Genomic DNA, 23,091 nt, shown 5'->3' with positions numbered 1-23,091 from the left:
AGTTGCCGAAGGAGCTTCGTCGATCGCTCGCCTGTACCAACATCGCCGAGAACATGATGGGCACCATTCGCCGCGTCACGCGCAACGTCAAACGCTGGCGGGATGCCGGTATGGCCTTGCGATGGGTCGCGGCCGGCATGATCGAGGCCAACAAGGGCTTCCGACGATTGAAGGCGCATAAGCAATTGTCGGTTCTGCGTGCGGCTCTTCAAGCTCGCCACAATCGCATGACGATCAACCCCGTTGCCCACGTCACGAGGGCCGCGTAACATTCATTCCGGCAACGTCGGCCCGACCTAGTTCAACAGCGATCGGGACATCCCCTTCCTCTACACCTATCCCGGCTTCGTCAGCGAAGAGATCGAGCCGTGGCGGGAGAATGGGGAAACCTGGCGCCGCCTCAAGGTGGCCTTCCCCGACTACATCAAGAGCCACTCGCGGACCCAGGTCACGCACTTCGGCCCTGATGGCCTGATGCGCCGCCACGACTACACCGTCGACATTCTCGGCGGGGCGACCGGCGCCAACTACGTCAGCGACTATCGCACCTTCCAGGGCATCAGGATGCCAACGAAGCGCCGCATCTACGCCTACGACGACGCGATGCAAAAGGTGCCCGACCCGCTGCTCGTCTCCCTCGACTTCGGCAAGCTCAGCTTCAGCTGAGCCCGCCCCACCGATCTCCCCCAACCACTCAACCGAACGTCAAAACCTGAAAGGACTCCTCCCATGTCTACGCTCATCAACACCCTGCTCGCCGCCACCACTGCCCTCTCCACCGCCATCGGCTTCACCGCCGCGCAGGCTGCGCCTGCCGGCGCAACGAAGAACATCGTGCTCGTGCACGGCGCCTTCGTCGACGGCAGCGGATGGAAGCCGGTCGCCGACATCCTGCGCAAGCGCGGCTACAACGTGGTCGTCGCCCAGCCGCCGGAGACCTCGCTCGAGGACGACGTCGCGGCCACCAACCGCGTGCTCGATGCGCTCGACGGCCCCGCCGTTCTGGTCGGCCACAGCTATGGTGGCGTGATCATCACCGAAGCCGGCAACAATCCGCACGTGAAGAACCTGGTCTATGTCGCAGCACTGCAGCCCGATGCCGGCGAAAGCGCCGGCCAGTTGCTGAGCAGCAAGCCGGCGGCGACCAATTACATCGTGCCGTCCAAGGACGGTTTCCTGACCATCCAGCCCGAGCACTTCCGCGACGCCTTCGCCGCAGACCTGCCCGAAGCCGAAGTCGCCTTCATGGCCGCATCGCAGGTCGCGACCTCCGGCAAGGCGCTGTCGACGCCGGTCACCACGCCGGCCTGGAAGGCCAAGCCGAGCTACGCGATCGTCGCGACGCAGGACCGCGCCATCAATCCCGATCTCGAACGCTCGATGTATGCGCGCTCGAATGCGGTGACGAAGGAAATTGCCGCGAGCCACGCCGTCTACATCTCGCAGCCGCAGGCGGTGGCGAAGCTGATCGAGCAGGCGGCGGCTGCTTCCGCGAACCACTGAACCACCAACCAAGCCTCCCGCACACGCATTCCGCACAAGCGGACCGGCGGGGCGCCGGATGACGGCGCTCGTCATCACGAATCCAACCAACAGGAGTTGACCATGTCCAAGCTTTACCAACCCATCCAGATCGGGGCGGTCCGTCTCGATCACCGTATCGTGCAGGCGCCGCTGACGCGCCTGCGCTCCGAACAGCCCGGCGATGTTCCGAGCGCCATGATGGTGAAGTACTACGCGCAGCGCGCCTCGAAGGGCGGCCTGCAAATCGCCGAAGCGACCCCCGTCTCCGTCCAGGGCCGCGGCTATCTCGGCGCCCCCGGCATCTACAATGACGCGCAAGTCGAGGGCTGGCGCAAGGTGGTCGATGCCGTGCACGCCAAGGGCGGCATCATCTTCCTCCAGCTCTGGCACGTCGGCCGGCAGAGCCATGTCTCACTGACAGGCGGCGCTGCGCCGCTCGCACCATCGGCCATTCCGGTTCAGGACCTCGTCTACACCAGGGATGGATGGGTCAAGACGTCGCCGAGCCGCGCGCTCGAAACGGTGGAGATCAAGGAGATCGTCGAACAGTTTCGCCAGGGCGCGATCCGCGCCAAGGCAGCCGGCTTCGACGGTGTCGAGATCCACGGCGCCAATGGTTACCTGATCGACCAATTCCTCCAGGACGGCTCGAACAAGCGCACCGATATCTATGGCGGCTCGATCGAGAACCGCACGCTCTTCCTGCTGGAAGTGACCGAGGCCGTCACCTCGGTCTGGGGTGGCGAGCGCGTCGGCGTCCGGCTCGGTCCGAGCGGCACCTTCGGCTCGATGTCAGACAGCAACCCGGATGCATTGTTCGGCCATGCGGCCGCACAGCTCAACCGCTTTGGTCTGGCCTATCTGCATCTGATCGAACCGCGGATCGACGGCTCGAAGCTACGCGCCGATGGTCTGCCGCCGGTCGCGGCGCATCAATTGCGTCGCGTCTTCAAGGGACCGATCATCGCCGCCGGTGGCTTCGAGCGCGACAGCGCGGAAGCGATGGTCGAGAGCGGTGATGCCGACCTCGTCGCCTTCGGCCGACACTTTGCGGCAAACCCCGATCTGGTCGAGCGGCTGCGCCGCAACTTGACGCTCAGCCCGCACGATCGCGACACCTTCTATGGCGGCGACGAGCGGGGCTACACCGACTATCCCTGCCACGATGATCTCGCCGAGGTCGCGTAACCTAAGGACGAGACCCGGGTCACGGCCCGGGTCTCTCCCCGGTTGCCTTAGGCCGTCACAGCCTGCTCTTGAGCCTGTTGCGATGCGCGGCCTGCTTGGCGCGGTTGCCGCAGAGCGCCATGCTGCACCATCGCCGCGCGCGCCGGCGGGTGTGGTCGGCGAACATCATCGTGCAGTGATGGCCTTCGCACGCCTTCACGTTCGAAAAATCCTCCTCGCACACGAACTTCGCCAGCGCCTCGCCGACCGGCAGCAGCAAAGATTCGGCGGACCGCCAGCGCCGCGTCATCCGTAGCGCGAGGCCGCCATCGTCGTGTCGCGGTTCGATCCGGCTGAACGCTTCGTCGCGCTCCAGGAGGCTGTTGAGCGGACCGAGCTCCTGTAGCGCCTCTGCGCCGAGCGGACGGCCCGCATGCTTGCGCACGAACGTCCTGAACCACTCGCGCAAGGCGCGGGCCTGATCGGCGACCTTGTCCAGCTCGCCCGGCATCGCGCGCGCCTTCAGCTCGTCCAGCTCATCCGCCGGCACCAGCCTGGCCTGGGCCAGCCAGTCGACCAGTCCATCGCCGTCGTCGATCCAGTCGACGGGCGTATCGACCGGCGTCGCGATCGAATTCAGGAAATCGAGGCCGAGCGAGTCGGCAACGAACATGGCGGGCGGTCTGTTTGGCATGTGCGGCTCCCCAGCCGGAGGAAACATCACGGAAATAACCTGTAAAATGCCACTTGACAAGTTACAGCGCCTAAACATAACCTACTTCAAGCTATTATACAGGTTACCAAGCAGGAGGCGAAAATGGCCAAAGCAGGTGTGACCGTGGTCCGGCCCTGGGCGGATGGGTCGGGTCGAGCTAGGCGCGTGTCATCACGGCGCTCGGGGCTGAGGCATCAGGACGCAGGCGGCACCGTTTCCGCTGACGTCTCAGGCCGACGATGTCGCCTGATCAGATTTCCAAAACAGAGGATGTCATGACCACCACCAGATATCGCACAGCCGACGTCGACGGCTTCAAGGTGTTCTATCGCGAAGCCGGGCCCAAAGGTGCGCCAAAGCTTCTGCTGCTGCATGGCTTTCCCAGCGCCGGCCACATGTTCCGCGACCTGATCCCGCCGCTCGCCGACAAGTATCACATCGTCGCGCCCGACCTTCCCGGCTTCGGCCAGTCCGACATGCCGCCGCGCGAGACCTTCCATTACACCTTCGACAACATCGCGCATGTGATCGAGCGCTTCACCGAAATCATCGGCTTCGATCGCTTCGCGGTCTACGTGTTCGACTACGGCGCGCCGACCGGCTTTCGGCTTGCGCTCAGCCATCCCGAGCGGATCACGGCCATTATTTCGCAGAACGGCAACGCCTATGAGGACGGCCTCAGCGACGGCTGGACTCCGATCAAGGCCTATTGGCAGGATCCCTCGCCGGCCAACCGCGAGGCGCTGCGCGCCTTTCTCACGCCGGAGACGACGCGCTGGCAATACACCCACGGCGTACCTGATGCGACCATGGTGTCGCCGGACGGCCAGAACCTCGACAATTTCTACCTGGCGCGCCCAGGCTCGGACGACGTGCAGCTCGATCTGTTCGGCGACTACAAGAGCAACGTCGCGCTCTATCCGTCATTCCAGAGCTATTTCCGCACGCACAAGCCCCCGTTCCTGGCGGTCTGGGGCAGGAACGATCCGTTCTTCATCCCGCGGGGCGCCGAAGCATTCAAGCGCGACAATCCGAATGCCGTGGTCCAGTTCTTCGACACCGGCCATTTCGCGCTGGAAACGCATGCGCGCGAGATCGCGAGCAGCATTCGCGACTTCCTGGGCCGGCTGCGATGAAAACAATGCCGCCGTCGACCTGGATGTCGACGGCGGCAGAAACGTGGTCTCGGGCTGAAGGCTCAGTTCCGCGCCGGCGCCGTTGCCGCAGCGGAGCGCGCAGGTCGCGGCGCGCCGGGTTCAGCAACCGGTGCAGCCGGACCGCGCGAGCGAGCAATCGCGGCGTCGATCTCGGCGATCACGCGGCGCTGGATCGCTTCGTTCTTGTCGATGGTGATGTGGCCGACGCCGGTGCCGCGCACGTCGACATTGTCGAGCTTGCCGCGGAGACCGTTCGCGGCGCGCACCGGCTCGCCAGGGCCGTCGCCGATATAGATGTTGATGTAGCGCTCGGCGCCGGTCGACAGCCTGGTCTTGAACACGGAGTCGAGGCCGATCGCGAGCTTCACGGGGACGCCGAGCTGGTTGAGCTTGGCGATCATGTCCGGCAGCGCGGTCGCGCCCGAGGAATGCCCGACCAGGATGATGGTCTTGATCCGGCCGGACCTGTAGGCGGTCGCCGCCTCATCGGCGAGCGAGGACCAGGACACGAAATTGGCGACCGTCACGGGGATGCCCTGCTGCTCAAGCCGGGCGCCGATCGTGTCGAGGCCCAGCGAGAAGATATTGAGTACCCCGCGCAGCAGGTAGACATGGGTCGTGGCGGCCGCCGAGGACGGCGCAGCCTTGGCGGTGGTCGGGCTCATGGCAACAGCTGACAGCAGGAGCAGGCACATCGCCCACATACGGATGGCGGACAACTGGCTGGCGCCGGCTGCGTGACGGCCGTTCGGTCTCATCGATCTGTTTCCCTGGGGACATAGGCTTCGCGATTTGGCCGGAATCGTAGCCACGGCCCGCTCGCAGACGCAACAAAGAGCCGCGTGAGTGACAATCTTAGCCGCAGCCCGTGACTGTTGCGCAACAGTTGCCCAGCCAAGGGCCTGTCTTGAGGCCATTTTTCTCCGGGGAATTGCGGCCGCGCAAGTGCATTCCTATTTCAGGGCTCCGCTGACCTGCCCTCGCCGGGTGGGTTCCAGCCTCCCTTCCCCAGCCGTCCGGCCATCATGTCCTCCATCATCTCCGTCGCCAACCTGTCCAAAACCTATGGGTCCGGCTTCAAGGCACTGAAAAACGTCAACCTCGACATCAAGCGCGGCGAGATCTTTGCCCTGCTCGGTCCCAATGGCGCAGGCAAGACCACGCTGATCTCCATCATCTGTGGCATCGCCAATCCGAGCGAGGGCAAGGTTACCGTCGGCGGCGAGAATATCCAGACCTCCTACCGCAAGGCGCGCTCGCTGATCGGCCTCGTGCCGCAGGAGCTGCACACCGACGCGTTCGAGAGCGTGTGGGCGACCGTCAGCTTCTCCCGCGGCCTGTTCGGCAAGCCGAAGAACCCGGCCTATATCGAGAAGGTGCTGAAGGACCTCTCGCTGTGGGAGAAGAAAGACAACAAGATCCTCACCCTCTCCGGCGGCATGAAGCGGCGCGTGATGATCGCGAAGGCGCTGTCGCACGAGCCGCAGATCCTGTTCCTGGACGAGCCGACCGCCGGCGTCGATGTCGAACTGCGCAAGGGCATGTGGGAGGTGGTGCGCACCCTTCAGCAGTCCGGCGTCACCATCATCCTCACCACGCATTACATCGAGGAAGCCGAGGAGATGGCCGACCGCATCGGCGTCATCAACAAGGGCGAGATCGTGCTGGTCGAGAACAAGACAACCTTGATGCAGAAGCTCGGCAAGAAGCGGCTGACGCTGCACCTGCAAGGTAAGCTCAGCGCACTGCCGGAGAGCCTGAGCCAGTACAAGCTCGACCTCTGCGACAGCGGCGCGACGCTGGTCTACGACTACGACACCAAGGGCGAGCGCACCGGCATCACCAGCCTGCTCGGCGACTTGCGCACCGCCGGCATCCGCTTCAACGATCTCGATACGACGCAATCGTCGCTCGAGGACATCTTCGTCGACCTCGTGAGGACGTCATGAACTACCGCGCCATCCGCGCCATCTATTTGTTCGAAATGGCGCGCACCTGGCGCACGCTGCTGCAAAGCATCGTCTCGCCGGTGGTCTCGACCTCGCTTTATTTCGTGGTGTTCGGCGCCGCGATCGGCTCGCGCATCAGCGAGGTCGAGGGCGTCAGCTACGGCACCTTCATCGTGCCGGGCCTGGTGATGCTGTCCGTGCTGACGCAGAGCATCGCGAATGCCTCGTTCGGCATCTACTTCCCGAAATTCGTCGGTACCATCTACGAGATCCTGTCGGCGCCGATCTCCTATTTCGAGATCGTGCTCGGCTATGTCGGCGCGGCCGCGACCAAGTCGATCATTCTCGGCCTGATCATCCTGGCGACCGCCGGCTTGTTCGTGCCGCTGCACATCCTGCACCCGATCTGGATGCTGACCTTCCTGGTGCTGACGGCCGTCACCTTCAGCCTGTTCGGCTTCATCATCGGCATCTGGGCCGACGGCTTCGAGAAGCTGCAGATGATCCCGATGCTGGTGGTGACGCCGCTGACCTTCCTCGGCGGCAGCTTCTATTCCGTCAACATGCTGCCGCCGGCATGGCACACCGTCGCGCTGCTCAACCCGGTCGTCTATCTGATCTCAGGCTTCCGCTGGAGTTTCTACGAGATCGCCGATGTCAGCGTGTCGGTCAGCATCGGCATGACGCTGGCGTTTTTGGTGATGTGCCTCGCCATCATCTGGTGGATCTTCCGGACGGGATACCGGCTGAAGAATTGATCGTCACTGTCATTCCGGGGGCGCGACGAAGTCGCGAGCTATGATGCGCAATTGCGCATCTGAGAATCCATTGATCCACCGACTCTGCTGCACGATGGATTCCGGGCTCGCGCTACGCGCGCCCCGGAATGACGGCGGGTTACCGATAGCAGTGAAAGCGGCGATAGCCGTCGTAATAGCCGCGGCAGTGGTGGCGGTAATAATGGTGGGGAATGCCGAACACGCCTTCGACCGCGCCCACCGCTCCGCCGACACCGGCACCAACGGCGCCTCCGACCGCACCGCCCACTGGACCGGCGATCCGGTTGCCCTCATAGGCGCCCTCCTGGGCGCCGCGCACGATGCCTTGGGCATGGCCGGGCTGCGGCAGCAACAACAGGGCAAAGAGCAAGGCAGCGGCCGCGAACAACAGGCGGACGGATAGACCGGCCGGCAGGGCTGCGGCGGCGATACGAGCTTTGTTCATCTTCATTTCCAAGGATAGCCGGCGGCGAAAAGCCGCCGATCAAAGGCAGGCCATGCTCAACGCGAGAAGCGGCGAAATGGTTGCGCGTTTATGACGAATTGTCGTCGAGATGAGCGCGCTGGCTCGCGAAAATGTCAGCGTCGACGGCATGGCAGTGGCACAATGTGGCCTTGCTTACGCCAGGCGCCACGTTAACGATGCACGGGCAGGCTGCTGGAACCAAAGCCGGATTGCAGGCATATTGCACGTCGGGGGACGGAGAGCCGCGGCGCTTGCGTGAACAGGCCGGAGGCCAGAAGTCGGATGCGTTCCTTTTTCATTGCTTTCACTTCCCTGATGTTTTTGAGCGCGGGCACCGCGCAGGCCAAGGTCGCGATCACCATCGACAAGGACAGTCAGCAGATGACCGTCGCAGTCGACGGCGTCGAGCGCTACCACTGGCCGGTGTCGACCGGCATCCCCTCACGCGAGACGCCGAGCGGGGCGTTCCGTGCCTTCCGCATGGAAGAGGACCACTACTCCAAGGAATTCGACGACGCGCCGATGCCGCACTCGATCTTCTTCACCAAGATCGGGCATGCCATTCACGGCACCGATTCGGTCAGTCGGCTCGGCACCCCGGCCTCGCATGGCTGCGTGCGGCTGTCGCGCCAGAATGCCTCGACGCTCTATGCGCTGGTGCAGGAGCAGGGCGTGCTCAACACCACGGTGACGCTGAGCGGCTCGGCGCAAGTTGCGCTGGCGCGCAATCCGCGCGGCCGCAACGCCGCTGCGGTGGCCCGCGCCGCGCAGCCGCCGGGCGAGCAATACTCCGCCGCCGGTGAGCCCGTCGATCTCACGCCGCAACCGCAGCAGCGCCGCTACATGCCGCAGGACGACAACTACATCTATCCGGCCGACGGCAGCGACACCGGCGCGCGCTATCCGGCGCCGCGCTCGGCGACTCGCCAAGTCTACGATGCGCAGGTCTACCAGCAGCAGCAGCAGCAGCAGTATTATGGCCAAGGCTACGGCCAGCAGGGCTACTACTATCAGCAGCAGCCCCGCCAATATTATCAGCCGCGCGGCGGCTACAATTACTACCAGAACTGACGCTATTTGAACGCTTCGTCGCCGCGTACGACGATCTTACGCGGCGACGAAGGCGACACATGACCGGCGATCATCCGCAAGTGAGAACATGCCAGCTGGTTTGGAGCGTATTGCAGGTTCAGCTTGAGCAGACGGAGCCTATTGGCCGGCTGCGTTCACGACACGGCACAGGTTGTTGCTGACGCCCGGGGCCACCTGCCCGGGCGGCAAGATGAATACCGCGTCGACGCGGCTACCTTTAGCGTCATTGCGGACGACCACACGCAGGGTCTGTGGCCGACCGGATCCGGTCGTTTCCTGCTGTGTGGTCAGCGTACCGAGCTTCTTGTCCACGCTCACATTGGCAAAGCCCTCTGCCAGAACGGCGCGGGTGATCTTGTCCAGGGCGACGGCGGAATTGACCGACGGGAAGACCATCCAGGTCTTGTGAGTCAGGCCGGTCACCAGCGGCACGCCACTGCTCTCGTAGTGGTCTGCGCACGTATCGGCGAACGCTGGCATGCACGAAAGAACCGCGAGGATAGACGCACAACTTAATCTTGTAAACATACTTACATTGCCTGTTTGAGTGAGTCGAACGAGGCGAGGTTAGACTTCAAACGAGCGATGAATACAACCTGCTGTGGTCCGATCGGAAACGCTCGCATGTCACGACAATTTCATTGGCGTGAGCAACGCCGTTCGGCGAACGACGTATTTGTCGACAGGCTCGAATTGGCCACGATGAGCTTCGAAGGATGGGCTCTTATAGAGCCATGTCGCTCTGTTTGATGAATTGGCGTATTTCACGAACCTCCCTCACCCACCAGCACAAACGGCGCCCACACGGCCGGATCAGCGTTGCGCGGCGACGACCGGTCCGCAATCAGAGCTTTCATCGCGCGCCGCAATGCTTCGGCGCGACCAATGCCGGGATGCGCGGTGACCTCGGAGAACGCGCCCGTCGTCAGCCGCACGGCCGCCTCGGAATCGACCGGCCAGTGCGATACCAAGAGCGCTCGCGCGCCGGCATAGAAGAATGCGCGCGCGAGGCCCGAAAGACCTTCCGCGCCGGGCCTGTCGCCAGCGGCCGTATTGCAGGCCGACAGTACCGCCCAGTCGGCATCGAGCTTCAGCTTTGCGATCCGGCTCGCGGTGAGCAGACCGTCGTCCTCACTGGTCGGCCGATCCGGCAGCGTCAGAACGAGCGCGGGCTCACTGAGGCCGTTGACCTCGCCGGCGACGAGCCCGTGAGTGGCGAAATCCACGACGCGGTAGTGATCGAGCGGCAACGTGTTGACGTTCGTCACCGTGGCTGCCGGACCGAGCTTGACGTCCTCCTGCGGCGAGGCGCCGAGCGCGCGCGCCACGGCCTGGAGCTCGCCTGCGGTTTCCGGCAGCGCCGGCAGGCCGGAGCGCAGGCGCTCGAGATCGACGGTCGCGCCGTCATAGTAGCTCTGGTACGGCTGCACGTTGCGCCCCGGGCGCTTGTCCGCGAGGGAACGCTGCAACACTGGATCACCGAACCCGATGAACGGCTTTTGCGCACGCGACTCCTTGGCAAAACCGCGCAGCGCGCGCAGGCTCGGCACCGACGGCAGCACTGTGATGGCGCGCTCGTTGAGCAGCCACGCCGCCTGCCGGTAGCGGTCGGCGGGCGCCAGAGCCGGATCCGGCTTCTTCGTCACCAGCACATGAAACGGCAGGCTGGTCAGCGCACCGGCCGGGACGATCAGCAGTTTCGGCTTGCCGGCGACATCGGCCGCGACGGGGCCGAAGAGCGCAATGTACAACTCGAAGGATGCATCGAGATCGAAGGACGCCTGCTCCGCTTGCGGATTGACGAGCCCGAGGCGAAGATGAGCGACGCGGTCGCTGATCTCGTGGCTGCCGAGCGCAATCTGGTGCAGCGCGCTGGCCTCGCCCGTCACCGCGAAAGCGTAGCTCTTTTCGCCGAGTGCGATGAACGCCACCAGCGCTTCGTCGGGCCTTAACAGGCCCTGCGCCTGCGCGATCGACATCGGCCGCGGATTGGACAGTTCGGCATAGGCCGGAAAACCGCGGTCGAGCTGCGCCGAGACGTCATCGAGCGATTTCTGCGTTTGCGTCATTTGAGCACGAAGGCTTGCGATCAACGCGTCGTTACGCTTGCCGTCCGCCTGTCCGAGTTCTGATGTCACGCGCTTGTCGAACGCTTCGAGGCCGGCTTTCAGGTCCTGCTGCTTCCGCACCAGCCCGGCGATCGCGTCATTGCCGGCGCCGAAACGCGCTGCCATCTGCGCCAGTGCCGCGCCGGCCTTGGTCTGATGCGCGAGCTGCGCCGCGCCGAACGCCTCGTCCCTCGCCGCATTGTCAGGCGCCCCGCCCGTGATGTGCCAGATCGTATCGATCAACCAGGGATCGATCTCGGTGAAGCGGGTGAACTGCGTGGTCCGCTGCGCGCCGAGCGCAGCTGCGGCGAGCCGCAGCCGCGCCAACGCATCCGGCCATTTGCCGTCGCGGCGGTCGACATCGGCGAGATTGATCAGGGTGGCAATGGTGTCATGGTGAGCAGGCCCGAGCCTGTCCTGCGCAATCGCGAGCGCACGATCGAGCCTGCCGCGTGCGTCGGCCGTATTGCCCGCTTTGAGGTCGAGCAGCGCGATGCTGCGCAGGTCCTTGACGAGCTGCGGATGCGTGGTACCGAGCGCGCGCTCGTCGATCTCGAGACAACGCAACAGGTATTGTCTCGCCTCATCCATTTGGCCCGCATCCATCAGGGCCTGACCGAGCGAGCCCGCCGCGAGCGCGGTCGGGCCGCTGCCCTCGCCGAACTTGTGCTCCATGACCGCGAGCGAGCGGCGGTAGAGTTCGATCGCCTGCGCATTGCGCCCGAGACTCGCGTAGCTGTTGGCAAGATTGTTGAAGGCCCGCCCGACCTCGGGACTATTCGCGCCAAAGGCCTTCTCATAGATTGCGAGCACGCGTTTCTGGAGGCCGGCGGCCGTTTCGTTCTTGCCCTGGGCCGAGTAGACGTTGGCGAGATTGTTCAGTCCGATCGCCGTGGTCGGATGGTTGGGACCGTAGATCTTCTCATAGGCTTGAAGCGTCTGCTGGTAGAGCTTTTCGGCCTCGGCGTAGCGCGCCTCATGTTCGAGCACGGTTGCGAGATTGCCCATGATGGCCGCGAGGTTCGGTTGCCCTTCACCGCTGCGCGCCCGGGTGATCGCAAGCGACCGCCGCATCACCGCTTCCGCCTCCGCCAGTCGACCGGCGTCCAAATGAAGGTTGCCGAGATCGTTGAGCATCTTGTCGTAATTCGGCGCAGCCTCGGCGTTCCCGCGAAAGTTGAGGTCGAGCAGATCGAGCCCCTGCTTCAGCAGCCGCTCGCCGTCGTCGAAGCGACCGAGCAGGCCGTAGACATCACCCAGATTGTCCATCGCGGAGGCAATGTCGAGGGGTGACGCATTTGCAGCCTGCAGGCTGGCGAGAGCCCGCTCGAAATAGCCGGCAGCCTCCTGAAAATTCTCCTTGTCGCGCGAAAGGCCGCCGAGTGCGGCCAGCGTATCCGAGAGCCGGACGTCGTTGGCCCCGAACGCGTTCGTTCCGAGCGCCAGCGCGCGTTCGGATACGGCGGTTGCCTCCGCCCGCCGGCCGAGCATCCCCAGCGATCCCACGAGGATGTTCGAGGTGCGCAGCGTGGACACGACATCGTCGTTGCGCAACTTGATGCTGAGTGCGGCATTGAGCTTGTCGACGGCTTCAGCGAAGCGGCCCAGATTGTGCAGGCACATGCCTTCGTTATGCAGCACGCCCGCATAGTTCATGTTGTCGGCGCCCTGCCGGCGACGCACTAGCGCTTCGAGCCTCTGCGCCGCGGCCAGCCCCTCGGCACAGCGGCCGGCCCGGGCGGCCCCGTTCATCTTGGCAACCAGCGAATCAAATTCGCCGCCGCGCTGGGCGGAGGCGGGCCCGGAAATCAGAAGGACAAGGAAAACTGCGGCAAGGAAGCGGGCCCGGCTCATGCGAAAATCCCGTCGCGCACCGTCGAACTGGAATTTTGGGAGGATACGGGCCGCCATTGCCGCTGTCGATCATGGGAAATCGCACCGGATTGTGCAAGAATTGAGCAGCCGAACGACTCAGGGGAGCCGCGGTCCCCGACCTTCAACGCAGCGGCGTTCCGGCCAAATTGACAACCGGAACGGCACCTGTATTGCCGTTCTGATTATTTCTTGGAAATGACATGACACGCGAGCAGATTTCGGATTTTTGCGTTACCGCTCTGGCAAACATCCTGCGCATATCGAGAGACCGCGTCGACACCGGCACGAAATTCGACCGGCTCGGCCTCGATTGGGCAATGCTCGTCTATCTCATGATGGAGTTCGAGGAGAAGCTCGACCTCCATCCGATGGTCGCGTTTCAGTTGCACGGGCCGATTTCCGGGAAGGCGGGCAAGACGACATGACCGCCGGGTGAGCGCGCAAGGGCTTCATCGAAGGCGCAGTCCACGGCTTCCTCAACGAGCTCGGCGAAGACGACAGCCCTTTCAACGTGCCTCGCCCCTCAAAACCGCGTCCGACCATCGACCAGCTTGCGGCTTCCGTACCCGGCGATTGAACGCGCGGCCTGCGCGTATCTTCGTGCGCGCTGCGACGTCGCATTATTGCAGGGTGGACGGCATCGTCGATGCCGACTATTGGTCGATCCGGCATGGCGTCCGAGGCTGCCGCCTCTTGCTGGTTCTGGTTCATGATGGCATTCCGTCTGGCGATACTGTCGGGTACCCTCGGTCTTTTCGTCGCGGGAGGGGCTATGGCTTTCGATATCGAGGCGCATCGCGGCGGCCGGGCGCTGATGCCGGAAAACACCCTCCCGGCCTTCGCCAATGCATTGTCGATGGGCGTCGACACGCTGGAGCTCGACGTCGGCGTCACCGCCGATGGCGAGGTCGTCGTGTCGCACGAGCGCGGGCTCAATCCGGACCTCGCCCGCGATGCCAACGGCGCCTATGTCGCCCCGCCCGGCACGCCCTTCGTGAAATTGCAGTTCGCCGACGTCAGGAAGTATGAGGTCGGCCAGATTCGTCCCGACAGCACCTATGCCAGGCAATTCCCCGACCAGCGCGCCGTGCCGGGCACGCGCATTCCGACGCTGAAGGAGGTGTTCGCGCTGGTGCGCAAGTCGGGCAACAGCCGCGTGCGCTTCAACATCGAGACCAAGATCGATCCGGGCCATCCGGAGGAGTCGCTTGGTCCGCAGGCCTTCGTCACAAAACTGCTCGGGGTGATCGACGCCGAGGGATTCTCCGACCGTGTCATGATCCAGTCGTTCGACTGGCGAACCCTGCAGCTCGTCCAGCAGCAGGCCCCGACAATTCCAACCGTCTACCTCACGCTCCAGCGCGGCTCCGCGCCGACCGTCGCGCTCGACAAAGCGACCAGCTGGACAGCAGGCTTCAGCCCCGCCGATCACGCCGGCTCGCTGCCGCGGACCATCAAGGCCGCGGGCGGGGCGATCTGGTCGCCCTATTTCGGCGATGTGACCGCTGCGCTGATCACTGAAGCCCACGCGCTGGGCTTGCGTGTCGTGGTGTGGACCGTCAACAAGCCCGAGGACATCGCAGCGATGATCGGGATCGGCGTCGACGGCATCATCTCGGATCGTCCCGACCTGTCGCGGAGGATCGCGGGCGAGAACGGAATTGCGCTGCCGGCGGGGACGCCGGTCGAGCCGTAACTGCCGTCATTCCGGGGCGCGCGCAACGCGCGCGAGCCCGGAATCCATCGTGCGGCAGAGTTTGTGACGAAGGCGCAGCGCCCTCTACTCCCCTGCTCTCAGGCGCCGATACAGCGCACCGAGGATGTTCGAATAGTCGTCGGTCCAGACCCGCACCTTCTCGTCGTGGTCGGTCTCCTCCCACTGCTCGGATTTGGCGAGCTTGCCGACGTCGGCCTCCTCGCGCGCGGAGATGACGACGTCGGTGGAGAAGATGTAATCGGCGTCGCGCCCGGAGTCCTCGTTGTAGACCCAGCTCTTCAGGTCGTTGGCGTCGGCGATGCCGACCACGACGGGCTCGAGATCGAGATGCCGGTTGGAGACGTGCATCACCACGGCGCCGTGCGGGGCGAGCTTGTCCTTGTAGATCTTCATCGCCTCTTCGGTGGCGAGATGAATCGGGATCGCATCCGACGAATAGGCATCGACGATGATGAGGTCGTAGGCGCCGTCAGGCTCCTTCGCAAAAGTGAGGCGCGCATCCCCGATCACCGGCTTCAGGTCCGGCGCGCAGCTCGAGATGTAGCGGAAATATTTTGGATCGCGCGCGGCATCGACCATGGTCTGGTCGATCTCGAAGAATTTCCAGCTCTCGCCGGGCTCGCCGGCGCAAGCGAGCGTACCCGATCCGACGCCGATCGCCGCAACCTTCAGCGGCGCGCCCTTGCGCTCGCGGATCGCGCTGATGGCCTGACCGATGCCGCCGTCCTTGTGGTAATAGGTGATCGGCTCCGGCCGGCCGGTGACGGACGTGCCGTCATTGTTGCGGAAGCGCTCGGCGCCATGGATGGTGGTGCCGTGCATCAGCACATGGAAATAGCCGCCTGGCGTCACCACGATCTTGTGCACGCCAAAGAAGCTGCGCACCGTGACGACGCGCCCCTCGTCCGCCGGATAGATTCGCGTCAGCGCCAGCGCGAGCACGACGGTGGCAAAGATCTTCCAGCGGCCGGCATTGAGCGCGAGCGTCAGCAGCGCTGCGAGCACGCCGACGGCGCCGGCGACCCAGACGCGGTGATCCTCGAACCAGGTCGACAGATCTCCCGTGGCATATGATGGTGCGATCAGCGCCACCGCGAGCGCGGCGAGCACCAGCCAATACCATTTGACGAGACTTGCGAGCCGCTCGTTCGCCGATGGCCGGCACAGCGCGGCAAGCGCGACCAGGATCGGATATTCGGCGATCCACGAGAAGGTGAACGGCGCAACCAGCCCCGCAAAGAGGCCGCCGACCATGCCGCCGAACGACAGCGCGACATAGAAGCCGGTGAGATACCTTGCGGCCGGCCGCGTTCGCGCCAGCTCGCCATGACAGGCCATGGCGATGACGAAGAAGCAGAGCTGGTGGCCGCCGAGCGTGAGCAGCAGGTTCTGCTCGCCGCCGAAGGCCAGGAGCAGAATGACGCCGGCGATCGCGACCGGCTGCAGCATCAGCATCCATTTGTGCGGCAACAGCGGCCGCGACTGGAACACCAGCACCCAGGTCAACAGATAGAGCGACAGCGGCAGCACCCACAAAAGCGGCGCGGCCGCGACGTCGGTGGAGATGTGCGCGGTCACGGCGATGAGCAGGCCTGACGGCACCGCGGCGAGGAAGATCCAGCGCAGCCGCGTCACGGGCCCCGGCGCCGGCGCATTCGCGTCGTCGGTTTGAGCGACGATTGCGGCCGATCTCGGCGAGCGCAACAGCAGCGCGCCGCAAGCAGCGATCAGCAAGATCAAGAGGCCATAGCCCGCGGTCCAGAGCCGGTTCTGCGCGTGCAGCGTGAACATCGGCTCCAGCAGGAAAGGATAGGACAGCAGCGCGAGGAAGCTGCCGATGTTGGAAGAGGCATAGAGGAAGTAGGGATCATGCGCGTCGGGGTGGCCGGTACGGACGAACCAGGCCTGCAGCAGCGGGTTGTTGGCGGCGAGCGCGAAGAACGGCAGCCCGATCGAGACCACGAACAGGCCGAGCAGCCAGAAGGCGTAACCCGAGCTCGGCGGCTCGCCATAGGCGCTTGCGATGCCGAGCGGCAGCGTGGCGAAGGCCGCGATCAGCAGCAACAGATGCACCACGACCGGAACGATGCGGTTCCTGACCTGCATGAGCAGATGCGCATAGGCGTAGCCCGCGAGCAGCAGCGACTGGAAGAACACCATCGCCACCGACCACACCGCCGGCGAGCCGCCGAGACGCGGCAGCACCATCTTCGTGAACAGCGGTTGCACCGAAAACAGCAGCAGCGCGCTGACGAAGATCGCGGCCGTATAGACCGTCAGCAGCAGGCGGTTGCGCGACGACGACGGCTGCTCCGTGGCGGCGGGTTGCACGATCGAATCCATGGGAGCTCCGGCAAAAGCGTTTTTCCAGCGAAGTGGGCACCGGTTCGCGCGAGAAAACGCGTCAGACAGTCGCCCGGCGGGCGCCGGGCGCGCGCAATGGAGCACAAGGCGCCTGAACGGGCAATAAACGGTGCTGTGTTGCGGCGGGAAATGGCTGATATAGAACGTCATTCCGAGGCGCGCGAAAGCGCGAATCCGGAATGACCAGGGAACATTGAACCTTTCATGACCGAAACCGACGTCGTCATCATCGGCGCTGGCCATAACGGCCTCACCTGCGCAACCTATCTCGCGATGGCGGGCCTGCGCGTGCGCGTGGTCGAGCGCCGCAAGGTGGTCGGGGGGGCCGCGGTCACGGAGGAGTTTCATCCGGGTTTCCGCAATTCGGTCGCGGCCTACACCGTGAGCCTGCTCAATCCGCAGGTGATCCGCGACTTGAGGCTCGCCGAGCACGGCCTGCGCGTCGTCGAACGGCGCGCGCAGAATTTCTTGCCCGCCCCCGACGGCAGTTATCTCCTCACCGGCGAAGGGCGAACGAAAGACTCGGTCGCGCGACTGAGCGCGCATGATGCTGACGCGCTCGACGGCTTCTCGCGCGAGCTGGAGGACATCGCGGACGTGCTGCGGCAATTCGTGCTACGCGCGCCGCCGAACCTGCTCGACAGCTTTGGTGTTGGCTCACTCCGCGAGGCCGTGAACGCGGTCCAGAGCGCCAACATCCTGCGCTCCCTGACGCTGGAGCAGAGCCGCAGTCTGCTCGACCTCTTCACCCGTTCGGCCGGCGAGATGCTGGACGAGCGCTTCGAGCACGATCTCGTCAAGGCGCTGTTCGGCTTCGACGCCATCGTCGGCAATTACGCCAGCCCCTACGCGGCGGGCTCGGCCTATGTGATGCTGCACCATGCCTTCGGCGAGGTGAACGGCAAGAAGGGCGTCTGGGGCCACGCCATCGGCGGCATGGGGGCGATCACGCAGGCGATGGCGTGCGCCGCGCGCGACCAGGGCGTCGCGATTGATACGGATACCGGCGTGCGCGAGGTCATCGTCGAGCGCGACCGCGCTGTGGGCGTGATCCTCGAAAATGGCGAGACGATCCGCGCGAAATATATCGCGTCGAGCGTCAATCCAAAGCTGCTCTATACGCGGCTGATCGCGGCCAACGCCCTGCCCGCGGACTTCCTCGCCCGCATCCGCCACTGGAAGAACGGCTCCGGCACCTTCCGCATGAACGTGGCGCTGGACCGCTTGCCTTCCTTCAACGCGCTGCCCGGCGAAGGCGACCATCTCACCTCGGGCATTATCATCGCGCCGAGCCTCAACTACATGGACCGCGCGTATCTCGATGCGCGCGCACAGGGCTGGAGCCGTGAGCCTGTCGTCGAGATGCTGATCCCCTCGACGCTCGACGACACGCTCGCGCCCGAAGGAAAGCACGTCGCGAGCCTGTTCTGCCAGCACGTCGCGCCCGAACTGCCCGACGGCAAGTCCTGGGACGATCATCGCGAGGAGGTCGCCGATCTCATGATCGCGACGGTGGACCGATACGCGCCCGGTTTTGCGAGCAGCGTGCTCGGCCGCCAGATCCTCTCGCCGCTCGATCTCGAGCGGCAGTTCGGTCTCGTCGGCGGCGACATCTTCCACGGCGCGCTGACGCTGAACCAGCTGTTCTCGGCGCGGCCGATGCTGGGCCATGCCGATTATCGCGGGCCGCTGAGGGGGCTCTATCACTGCGGCTCCGGCGCCCACCCCGGCGGCGGCGTCACCGGCGCCCCCGGCCACAACGCGGCGCAGGTGATCCTGCGGGATCACCGCGCGCTGTTCGGAAGCCGTGGATAAGGCTGTGGATGGGCTGTGGACGGGCTGTGGGTCAGAGCGGCAATTCAAACGGGGCCATGACTGGCGGATGCCTGTGTACGGGCTGTTGGAACGTACCGGGAAAGGCTGTGGAATGCTCAGGGATAAGCGGCGGGATAAGCCGGTGGACAGCATCCGGTGAAACCAGCGGATGGCTTGTGGACATCGGGTAGTGTCTCAGTTTGAATTATGATCCAAATCGGCGGCTGGGGGCCGCGACGCCATGGACGCGCTCGCGCTCCGCCTCAGTCCAGATTAGGCGCTTGAAAAAGGCTTTGCGGCCTTGGCTCGTTCCGCCCCTTTCATAGCCGTACAAGCAGCGCTGTATCTCAGCGTTGAACCAAGATAACGGCCGCTGATCGACGTCTGCGGACGCGTCAGGTGCTTTAGACCGTCGCCCCATGGGTACCTTCCCTTGCGAAAGCCTTGCATCCAAAACGACTTCGCCCGCCAGGGGCAATTTCCCCTGCGGGCGAAAGTCAAAAGCAATCTATGAAGAAAACAGCCCCCGCTGGGAAATGGGAGGCGGAAATTACTTCAAGGAGGTGCTAATCGAACCGAACTTGTCGTTCATGGTGGTGCCCAGGCTGTTCACCACGGTGATGATCGCCAGCGCGATACCGGCTGCGATCAGGCCGTATTCGATCGCCGTCGCCCCGGATTCATCGGACCAGAACTTCTGAACCAAACGCTTCAAGACTCGCCTCCGTTTCCATTTCTAGGTGTGTTGGTTGACCCCAACATCCGGAAATCTACGGTGCACAACCTTCGGTCAAGTTAATCCGGGAACAGCAAGTTATGCGGAAAATTGGGAACAAAAGTTCCAAAAATTGAAGCCAGCGGGACCTCCAGATGCAGCCTTCCCCCACCCATCGCGCCAGCTTTTCGATCGGCAATGAGGCCGCGGCCAAGCGCGTCGTCGACGTGCTCACAGAGGTCTTTTTCGAGGGCGATGCGGCCGTCGCCGCCTTCGAGCGGCCGGACGGACAATGGGACGTCACGCTGCATTTCGCCGAGGCGCCGGACCAGGCATTATTGCGCGAACTCGTTGTAACCTCAGCAGGAAACGAGATCGCCGACACCCTCGTCTTCGATACGGTCGAGGCCAAGGACTGGGTCAAGGCGAGCCTTGAGGATCTGATCCCGGTGCCGGCCGGGCGCTTCGTCGTGCACGGCAGCCATGATCGCGATCGCGTGGCCCAGAACAAGCTCGCCATCGAGATCGAGGCGGCGCTCGCCTTCGGCACCGGCCACCACGGCACGACGCGCGGCTGTTTACTGCTGCTTGACCATGTCCTGAAGAGTGCGCGCCCGCGGCGCGTGCTCGACCTCGGCACCGGCACCGGCGTGCTGGGAATAGCGGCGGCCAAGGCGCTGCACCGCGGGGTACTCGCCTCCGACATCGATCCGCCTTCCGTGCGCGTGGCAGCCGAGAACGCCAGGCTGAATGAAGTTGGTAACCTTGTGCGGGTGATCCGCGCCACCGGCTTCGCTGCGCCGGATTTCACTGGGTGCGGCCCGTTCGACCTGGTGCTGGCCAACATCCTTGCCAATCCGTTGCGGCAATTGGCGAGCCCTATGGCGAAACATCTCGCTCCTGGAGCCCGGGTGATCCTCTCTGGCCTCCTGACCCACCAGGCCCCCGCGGTCATCGCCGCCTACCGCGCGCGCGGCCTCGTGCCGCTGCGGCACCTGCGGATCGAGGGCTGGAGCAGCCTGTTGCTGCAGAAGGTTGGGTGAGCTGCTGTAGCGATCGTAGGGTGGGTTAGCCGAAGGCGTAACCCACCACTACCGTCGCCGCGCAGGATGCGGTGGGTTACGCTACGCTAACCCACCCTACAACATCGTCGACACAGCGCTACTCCGCCGCCCTCTCGTCCCCCCGCTTCGGCACGCGCTCGCCTTGCAGGGCGCGCCGGGCGCGGCGCTCGGCGAAACGGTCGATCATCTGGCTGATGACGCCGCGCGGCTTCTTCGGCGTCGTTGCGGCCGGGGCGCGGCGGACCGGCGGCGAAATCTTCTCAAACGTGAACGCAGGCATCGTGTGTCCCCTCGCCGTTGAGTAGAAACACTTGCTCGAATTTCCCTGTTGTCCGGACGAAGCTCAAAGGCCGCATCCCGTTACTCCACTCGACTCAAGCAGAACTTTTTCAAGCACAGTCCATGCCAAATGCGCTGCAAATGCGTCTACATTGCGGACTGATCCCCATCATCCTAGATTGAGCCGTCATGTTCGAAGCGCACTTCCAGACATTCGAGGAGCCGGAGGCCGGCGTCGCGTTGACGGCGCGGCTTGCCGCATTCCGTGAAGAGCTCGCCCGCCGCAAGCTGACCGGTTTCGTGATTCCGCGTGCCGATCAGCAGCAGAACGAATATGTGCCACCGTCGGAAGAGCGGCTCGCCTGGCTGACCGGCTTCACGGGGTCGGCGGGACTTGCCGCGGTGCTGACCCACGAGGCCGCGGTCTTCGTCGACGGCCGCTACACGCTTCAGGCGGCCAAGCAGGTCGACGCGAAGGCCTGGGCGGTGGAGTCGCTGGTCGACCCGCCGCCGGAGAGCTGGCTGACGGCGCATCTGAAGGCCGGCGACCGCCTGGGATTTGATCCATGGCTGCACACTTCTGCGGCAGCCGAGCGTCTCGCTGCCGTCTGCGCCAAGGCGGGCGCCGAGCTGGTGGCGGTCGACAGCAACCCGGTCGATGCGATCTGGCAGGACCGGCCGCTGCCCCCGCTGGCGCCGGTCGCGGTGCACGGCCTGCAATTTGCCGGCACCGCCGAGGCCGAAAAGCTGAAGCAGATCCGGGCCGAGATCGAAAAGCTCGGCGTCGAGGCGCTGGTCCTGTCCGACAGCCACGCGGTGGCCTGGACCTTCAACATCCGCGGCGCCGACGTCGCGCATACGCCGCTGCCCCTGTCCTACGCGTTGGTGCCGAAAATCGGCCGGCCGACCGTGTTCATCGACCATCGCAAGCTCTCCAATCTCACCCGCGACCATCTCGAGCAATCCGCCGACGTGCGCGAGCCCGACGCGATGGCACCGACGCTGATGGCGCTTGCCAAGAGCGGTGCCGCGATTGCGCTCGACAATGCCACTGCGGCTGATGCACTCAGCCGGTTGATTGCGGGCGCCGGCGGCAAGCCGGTGCGCGGCAGCGATCCGATCGCACTGTTGAAGGCGGTCAAGAACACGACCGAGATCGCCGGCACCAAGACCGCGCACCGGCGCGATGCCGTGGCGCTGGCACGCTTTCTCGCCTTCATCGACCGCGAGGCGGAAAGCGGCAAGCTCACCGAGATCGACGCGGTCGAGGCGCTGGAAACGTTTCGCCGCGACACCGGCGCGCTCAAGGACGTGTCGTTCCCGACCATCTCCGGAACGGGGCCGAACGGCGCCATCGTGCATTACCGCGTCACCCGCAAGAGCAACCGGCGGATTGCCCGCGGCGACCTCCTGCTGATCGATTCCGGTGCGCAATATGAGGACGGCACCACCGACGTCACCCGCACCATGGCGGTCGGCGAGCCTACGGACGAGATGCGCGACCGCTTCACCCGCGTCTTGCGCGGCCATATCGCAATCGCGCGCGCGGTCTTCCCCGACGGCACCACTGGCGCGCAGCTCGACACGCTGGCGCGGCAATATCTCTGGGCCGCCGGCGTCGATTTCGAGCATGGCACCGGCCACGGCGTCGGCAGCTATCTGTCGGTGCATGAGGGGCCGGCACGGATCTCCAAGCTCGGCACCACGCCGCTGAAGCGCGGCATGATCCTCTCGAACGAGCCCGGCTACTACAAGACCGACGGTTTCGGCATCCGCATCGAGAATCTTGAATTGGTCGTCGCCGCGGAGATTCCGGGCGCCGAAAAATCGATGAACGCGTTCGAGACGCTGACGCTGGCGCCGATCGACCGCCGCCTGATCGACGTCGCGATGCTGAGCCGCGACGAGCTCGATTGGCTCAATGCCTACCACACGCGGGTAAAGGCCGAGGTGCGGCCGGCGCTGGATGAGGCGACCAGGGCGTGGCTGGATCAGGCAACGGCGGAGCTGAAGTAGCGCACGCATAGCACTACGTGATTTGCGCAAGGCTCAACCAACCTCCCGTCATGCCCCGCGAAAGCGGGGCATCCAGTATTCCAGAGACAGTACACGTATGCGGAGAAGCCGCGGCGTACTGGATTCCCCGCTTTCGCGGGGAATGACACCTGCGATGAGGCGCGAGCGCACCAACATCACAGCTCTCCCCGTAGAATAACGGCCCCTCCGCGCACGGTTATTATCACCGTCCCGGATTCGGTATGGCCGCATTCCGAAACGCCGATATCCGTCTTGCGCGAGCACGTTA

At 64.6% G+C, this 23,091-nt stretch carries 20 protein-coding genes and 1 pseudogene; 13 read left to right on the top strand and 8 right to left on the bottom strand.

Features of this window, described 5'->3' with window-relative positions; translation table 11 throughout:
• The 4 genes and pseudogenes from K289_RS0142890 to K289_RS0142875 all read left to right on the top strand — a co-directional run.
• Nucleotides 1-269 (top strand): annotated as a pseudogene (locus tag K289_RS0142890) (IS256 family transposase); the annotation flags it as partial.
• 136 nt (nucleotides 270-405) lie between these two features.
• Entirely contained in the window at nucleotides 406-666 is a 261-nt protein-coding gene (locus tag K289_RS47475) for a hypothetical protein (protein ID WP_051311383.1), read from the top strand.
• A 75-nt stretch (nucleotides 667-741) separates the two neighbouring features.
• Nucleotides 742-1,503, top strand: a complete 762-nt coding sequence (locus tag K289_RS0142880; RefSeq protein WP_027556921.1) for an alpha/beta hydrolase — start codon at nucleotides 742-744, stop codon at nucleotides 1,501-1,503.
• A gap of 102 nt (nucleotides 1,504-1,605) precedes the next feature.
• Complete coding sequence (locus tag K289_RS0142875; protein ID WP_027556920.1) at nucleotides 1,606-2,712, top strand: alkene reductase; 1,107 nt, start codon at nucleotides 1,606-1,608, stop codon at nucleotides 2,710-2,712.
• Between the two features lie 55 nt (nucleotides 2,713-2,767).
• On the opposite strand, the gene K289_RS0142870 is transcribed toward K289_RS0142875, so the two are convergent.
• Complete coding sequence (locus K289_RS0142870) at nucleotides 2,768-3,385, bottom strand: ABATE domain-containing protein (RefSeq protein ID WP_027556919.1); 618 nt, start codon at nucleotides 3,383-3,385, stop codon at nucleotides 2,768-2,770.
• 296 nt (nucleotides 3,386-3,681) lie between these two features.
• Between K289_RS0142870 and K289_RS0142865 the strand changes: the two genes are divergently transcribed.
• Nucleotides 3,682-4,542, top strand: coding sequence for an alpha/beta fold hydrolase (locus tag K289_RS0142865; RefSeq protein ID WP_027556918.1), 861 nt, complete (start codon nucleotides 3,682-3,684; stop codon nucleotides 4,540-4,542).
• A 62-nt stretch (nucleotides 4,543-4,604) separates the two neighbouring features.
• Here K289_RS0142865 and K289_RS0142860 read toward each other — a convergent pair whose 3' ends face one another.
• Nucleotides 4,605-5,321, bottom strand: a complete 717-nt coding sequence (locus K289_RS0142860; RefSeq protein ID WP_027556917.1) for a hypothetical protein — start codon at nucleotides 5,319-5,321, stop codon at nucleotides 4,605-4,607.
• A 267-nt stretch (nucleotides 5,322-5,588) separates the two neighbouring features.
• Between K289_RS0142860 and K289_RS0142855 the strand changes: the two genes are divergently transcribed.
• Both K289_RS0142855 and K289_RS0142850 read left to right on the top strand, forming a co-directional pair.
• Nucleotides 5,589-6,512, top strand: coding sequence for an ABC transporter ATP-binding protein (locus K289_RS0142855; protein ID WP_027556916.1), 924 nt, complete (start codon nucleotides 5,589-5,591; stop codon nucleotides 6,510-6,512).
• Nucleotides 6,509-7,270, top strand: coding sequence for an ABC transporter permease (locus tag K289_RS0142850; RefSeq protein ID WP_027556915.1), 762 nt, complete (start codon nucleotides 6,509-6,511; stop codon nucleotides 7,268-7,270). Before K289_RS0142855 ends, K289_RS0142850 begins: the two co-directional genes overlap by 4 nt.
• Nucleotides 7,271-7,409: 139 nt before the next feature.
• On the opposite strand, the gene K289_RS0142845 is transcribed toward K289_RS0142850, so the two are convergent.
• Nucleotides 7,410-7,736, bottom strand: a complete 327-nt coding sequence (locus tag K289_RS0142845) for a hypothetical protein (protein WP_027556914.1) — start codon at nucleotides 7,734-7,736, stop codon at nucleotides 7,410-7,412.
• A 303-nt stretch (nucleotides 7,737-8,039) separates the two neighbouring features.
• On the opposite strand from K289_RS0142845, the gene K289_RS0142840 reads away from it, so the two are divergent.
• Complete coding sequence (locus K289_RS0142840) at nucleotides 8,040-8,828, top strand: L,D-transpeptidase (RefSeq protein WP_035688266.1); 789 nt, start codon at nucleotides 8,040-8,042, stop codon at nucleotides 8,826-8,828.
• A 138-nt stretch (nucleotides 8,829-8,966) separates the two neighbouring features.
• Here the strand turns inward: K289_RS0142840 and K289_RS0142835 are convergent, their stop codons facing one another.
• Together K289_RS0142835 and K289_RS47470 are read right to left on the bottom strand one after the other, a co-directional pair.
• A complete protein-coding gene (locus K289_RS0142835) occupies nucleotides 8,967-9,281 on the bottom strand; it encodes a hypothetical protein (protein ID WP_245284168.1) in 315 nt (104 codons plus the stop codon).
• Nucleotides 9,282-9,613: 332 nt separating this feature from the next.
• The gene (locus K289_RS47470) at nucleotides 9,614-12,811 is read right to left on the bottom strand and encodes a tetratricopeptide repeat protein (RefSeq protein WP_198024903.1); all 3,198 of its coding nucleotides are present in this window, start codon (nucleotides 12,809-12,811) and stop codon (nucleotides 9,614-9,616) included.
• Between the two features lie 221 nt (nucleotides 12,812-13,032).
• Here K289_RS47470 and K289_RS47465 point away from each other — a divergent pair, with 221 nt between their 5' ends.
• Together K289_RS47465 and K289_RS0142820 are read left to right on the top strand one after the other, a co-directional pair.
• Nucleotides 13,033-13,257: a hypothetical protein gene (locus K289_RS47465; protein WP_245284167.1), complete on the top strand. Its 225-nt coding sequence runs from the start codon at nucleotides 13,033-13,035 to the stop codon at nucleotides 13,255-13,257.
• A 347-nt stretch (nucleotides 13,258-13,604) separates the two neighbouring features.
• Nucleotides 13,605-14,528 carry a glycerophosphodiester phosphodiesterase gene (locus K289_RS0142820; protein WP_198024902.1) on the top strand — a complete coding sequence of 308 codons (924 nt, stop codon included), beginning with the start codon at nucleotides 13,605-13,607 and terminating at the stop codon, nucleotides 14,526-14,528.
• A gap of 84 nt (nucleotides 14,529-14,612) precedes the next feature.
• Here K289_RS0142820 and K289_RS0142815 read toward each other — a convergent pair whose 3' ends face one another.
• Nucleotides 14,613-16,892: a spermidine synthase gene (locus K289_RS0142815; RefSeq protein WP_027556910.1), complete on the bottom strand. Its 2,280-nt coding sequence runs from the start codon at nucleotides 16,890-16,892 to the stop codon at nucleotides 14,613-14,615.
• Nucleotides 16,893-17,117: 225 nt separating this feature from the next.
• On the opposite strand from K289_RS0142815, the gene K289_RS0142810 reads away from it, so the two are divergent.
• The gene (locus K289_RS0142810; RefSeq protein ID WP_027556909.1) at nucleotides 17,118-18,728 is read left to right on the top strand and encodes an NAD(P)/FAD-dependent oxidoreductase; all 1,611 of its coding nucleotides are present in this window, start codon (nucleotides 17,118-17,120) and stop codon (nucleotides 18,726-18,728) included.
• 550 nt (nucleotides 18,729-19,278) lie between these two features.
• Here K289_RS0142810 and K289_RS0142805 read toward each other — a convergent pair.
• Nucleotides 19,279-19,443: a Flp family type IVb pilin gene (locus K289_RS0142805; protein WP_027556908.1), complete on the bottom strand. Its 165-nt coding sequence runs from the start codon at nucleotides 19,441-19,443 to the stop codon at nucleotides 19,279-19,281.
• A 155-nt stretch (nucleotides 19,444-19,598) separates the two neighbouring features.
• On the opposite strand from K289_RS0142805, the gene K289_RS0142800 reads away from it, so the two are divergent.
• On the top strand, nucleotides 19,599-20,486 hold the full coding sequence (locus tag K289_RS0142800; protein WP_027556907.1) for a 50S ribosomal protein L11 methyltransferase: 888 nt from the start codon (nucleotides 19,599-19,601) through the stop codon (nucleotides 20,484-20,486).
• Nucleotides 20,487-20,604: 118 nt separating this feature from the next.
• Here the strand turns inward: K289_RS0142800 and K289_RS0142795 are convergent, their stop codons facing one another.
• Nucleotides 20,605-20,787 carry a hypothetical protein gene (locus tag K289_RS0142795; protein ID WP_027556906.1) on the bottom strand — a complete coding sequence of 61 codons (183 nt, stop codon included), beginning with the start codon at nucleotides 20,785-20,787 and terminating at the stop codon, nucleotides 20,605-20,607.
• 188 nt (nucleotides 20,788-20,975) lie between these two features.
• On the opposite strand from K289_RS0142795, the gene K289_RS0142790 reads away from it, so the two are divergent.
• The gene (locus K289_RS0142790) at nucleotides 20,976-22,802 is read left to right on the top strand and encodes an aminopeptidase P family protein (protein ID WP_027556905.1); all 1,827 of its coding nucleotides are present in this window, start codon (nucleotides 20,976-20,978) and stop codon (nucleotides 22,800-22,802) included.
• The last annotated feature ends 289 nt before the right edge of the window (nucleotides 22,803-23,091 follow it).

This window comes from Bradyrhizobium sp. Cp5.3 (genome assembly GCF_000426265.1).
Taxonomy (GTDB): domain Bacteria; phylum Pseudomonadota; class Alphaproteobacteria; order Rhizobiales; family Xanthobacteraceae; genus Bradyrhizobium; species Bradyrhizobium neotropicale.
This window is presented reverse-complemented; position numbering and strand designations above follow the sequence as displayed.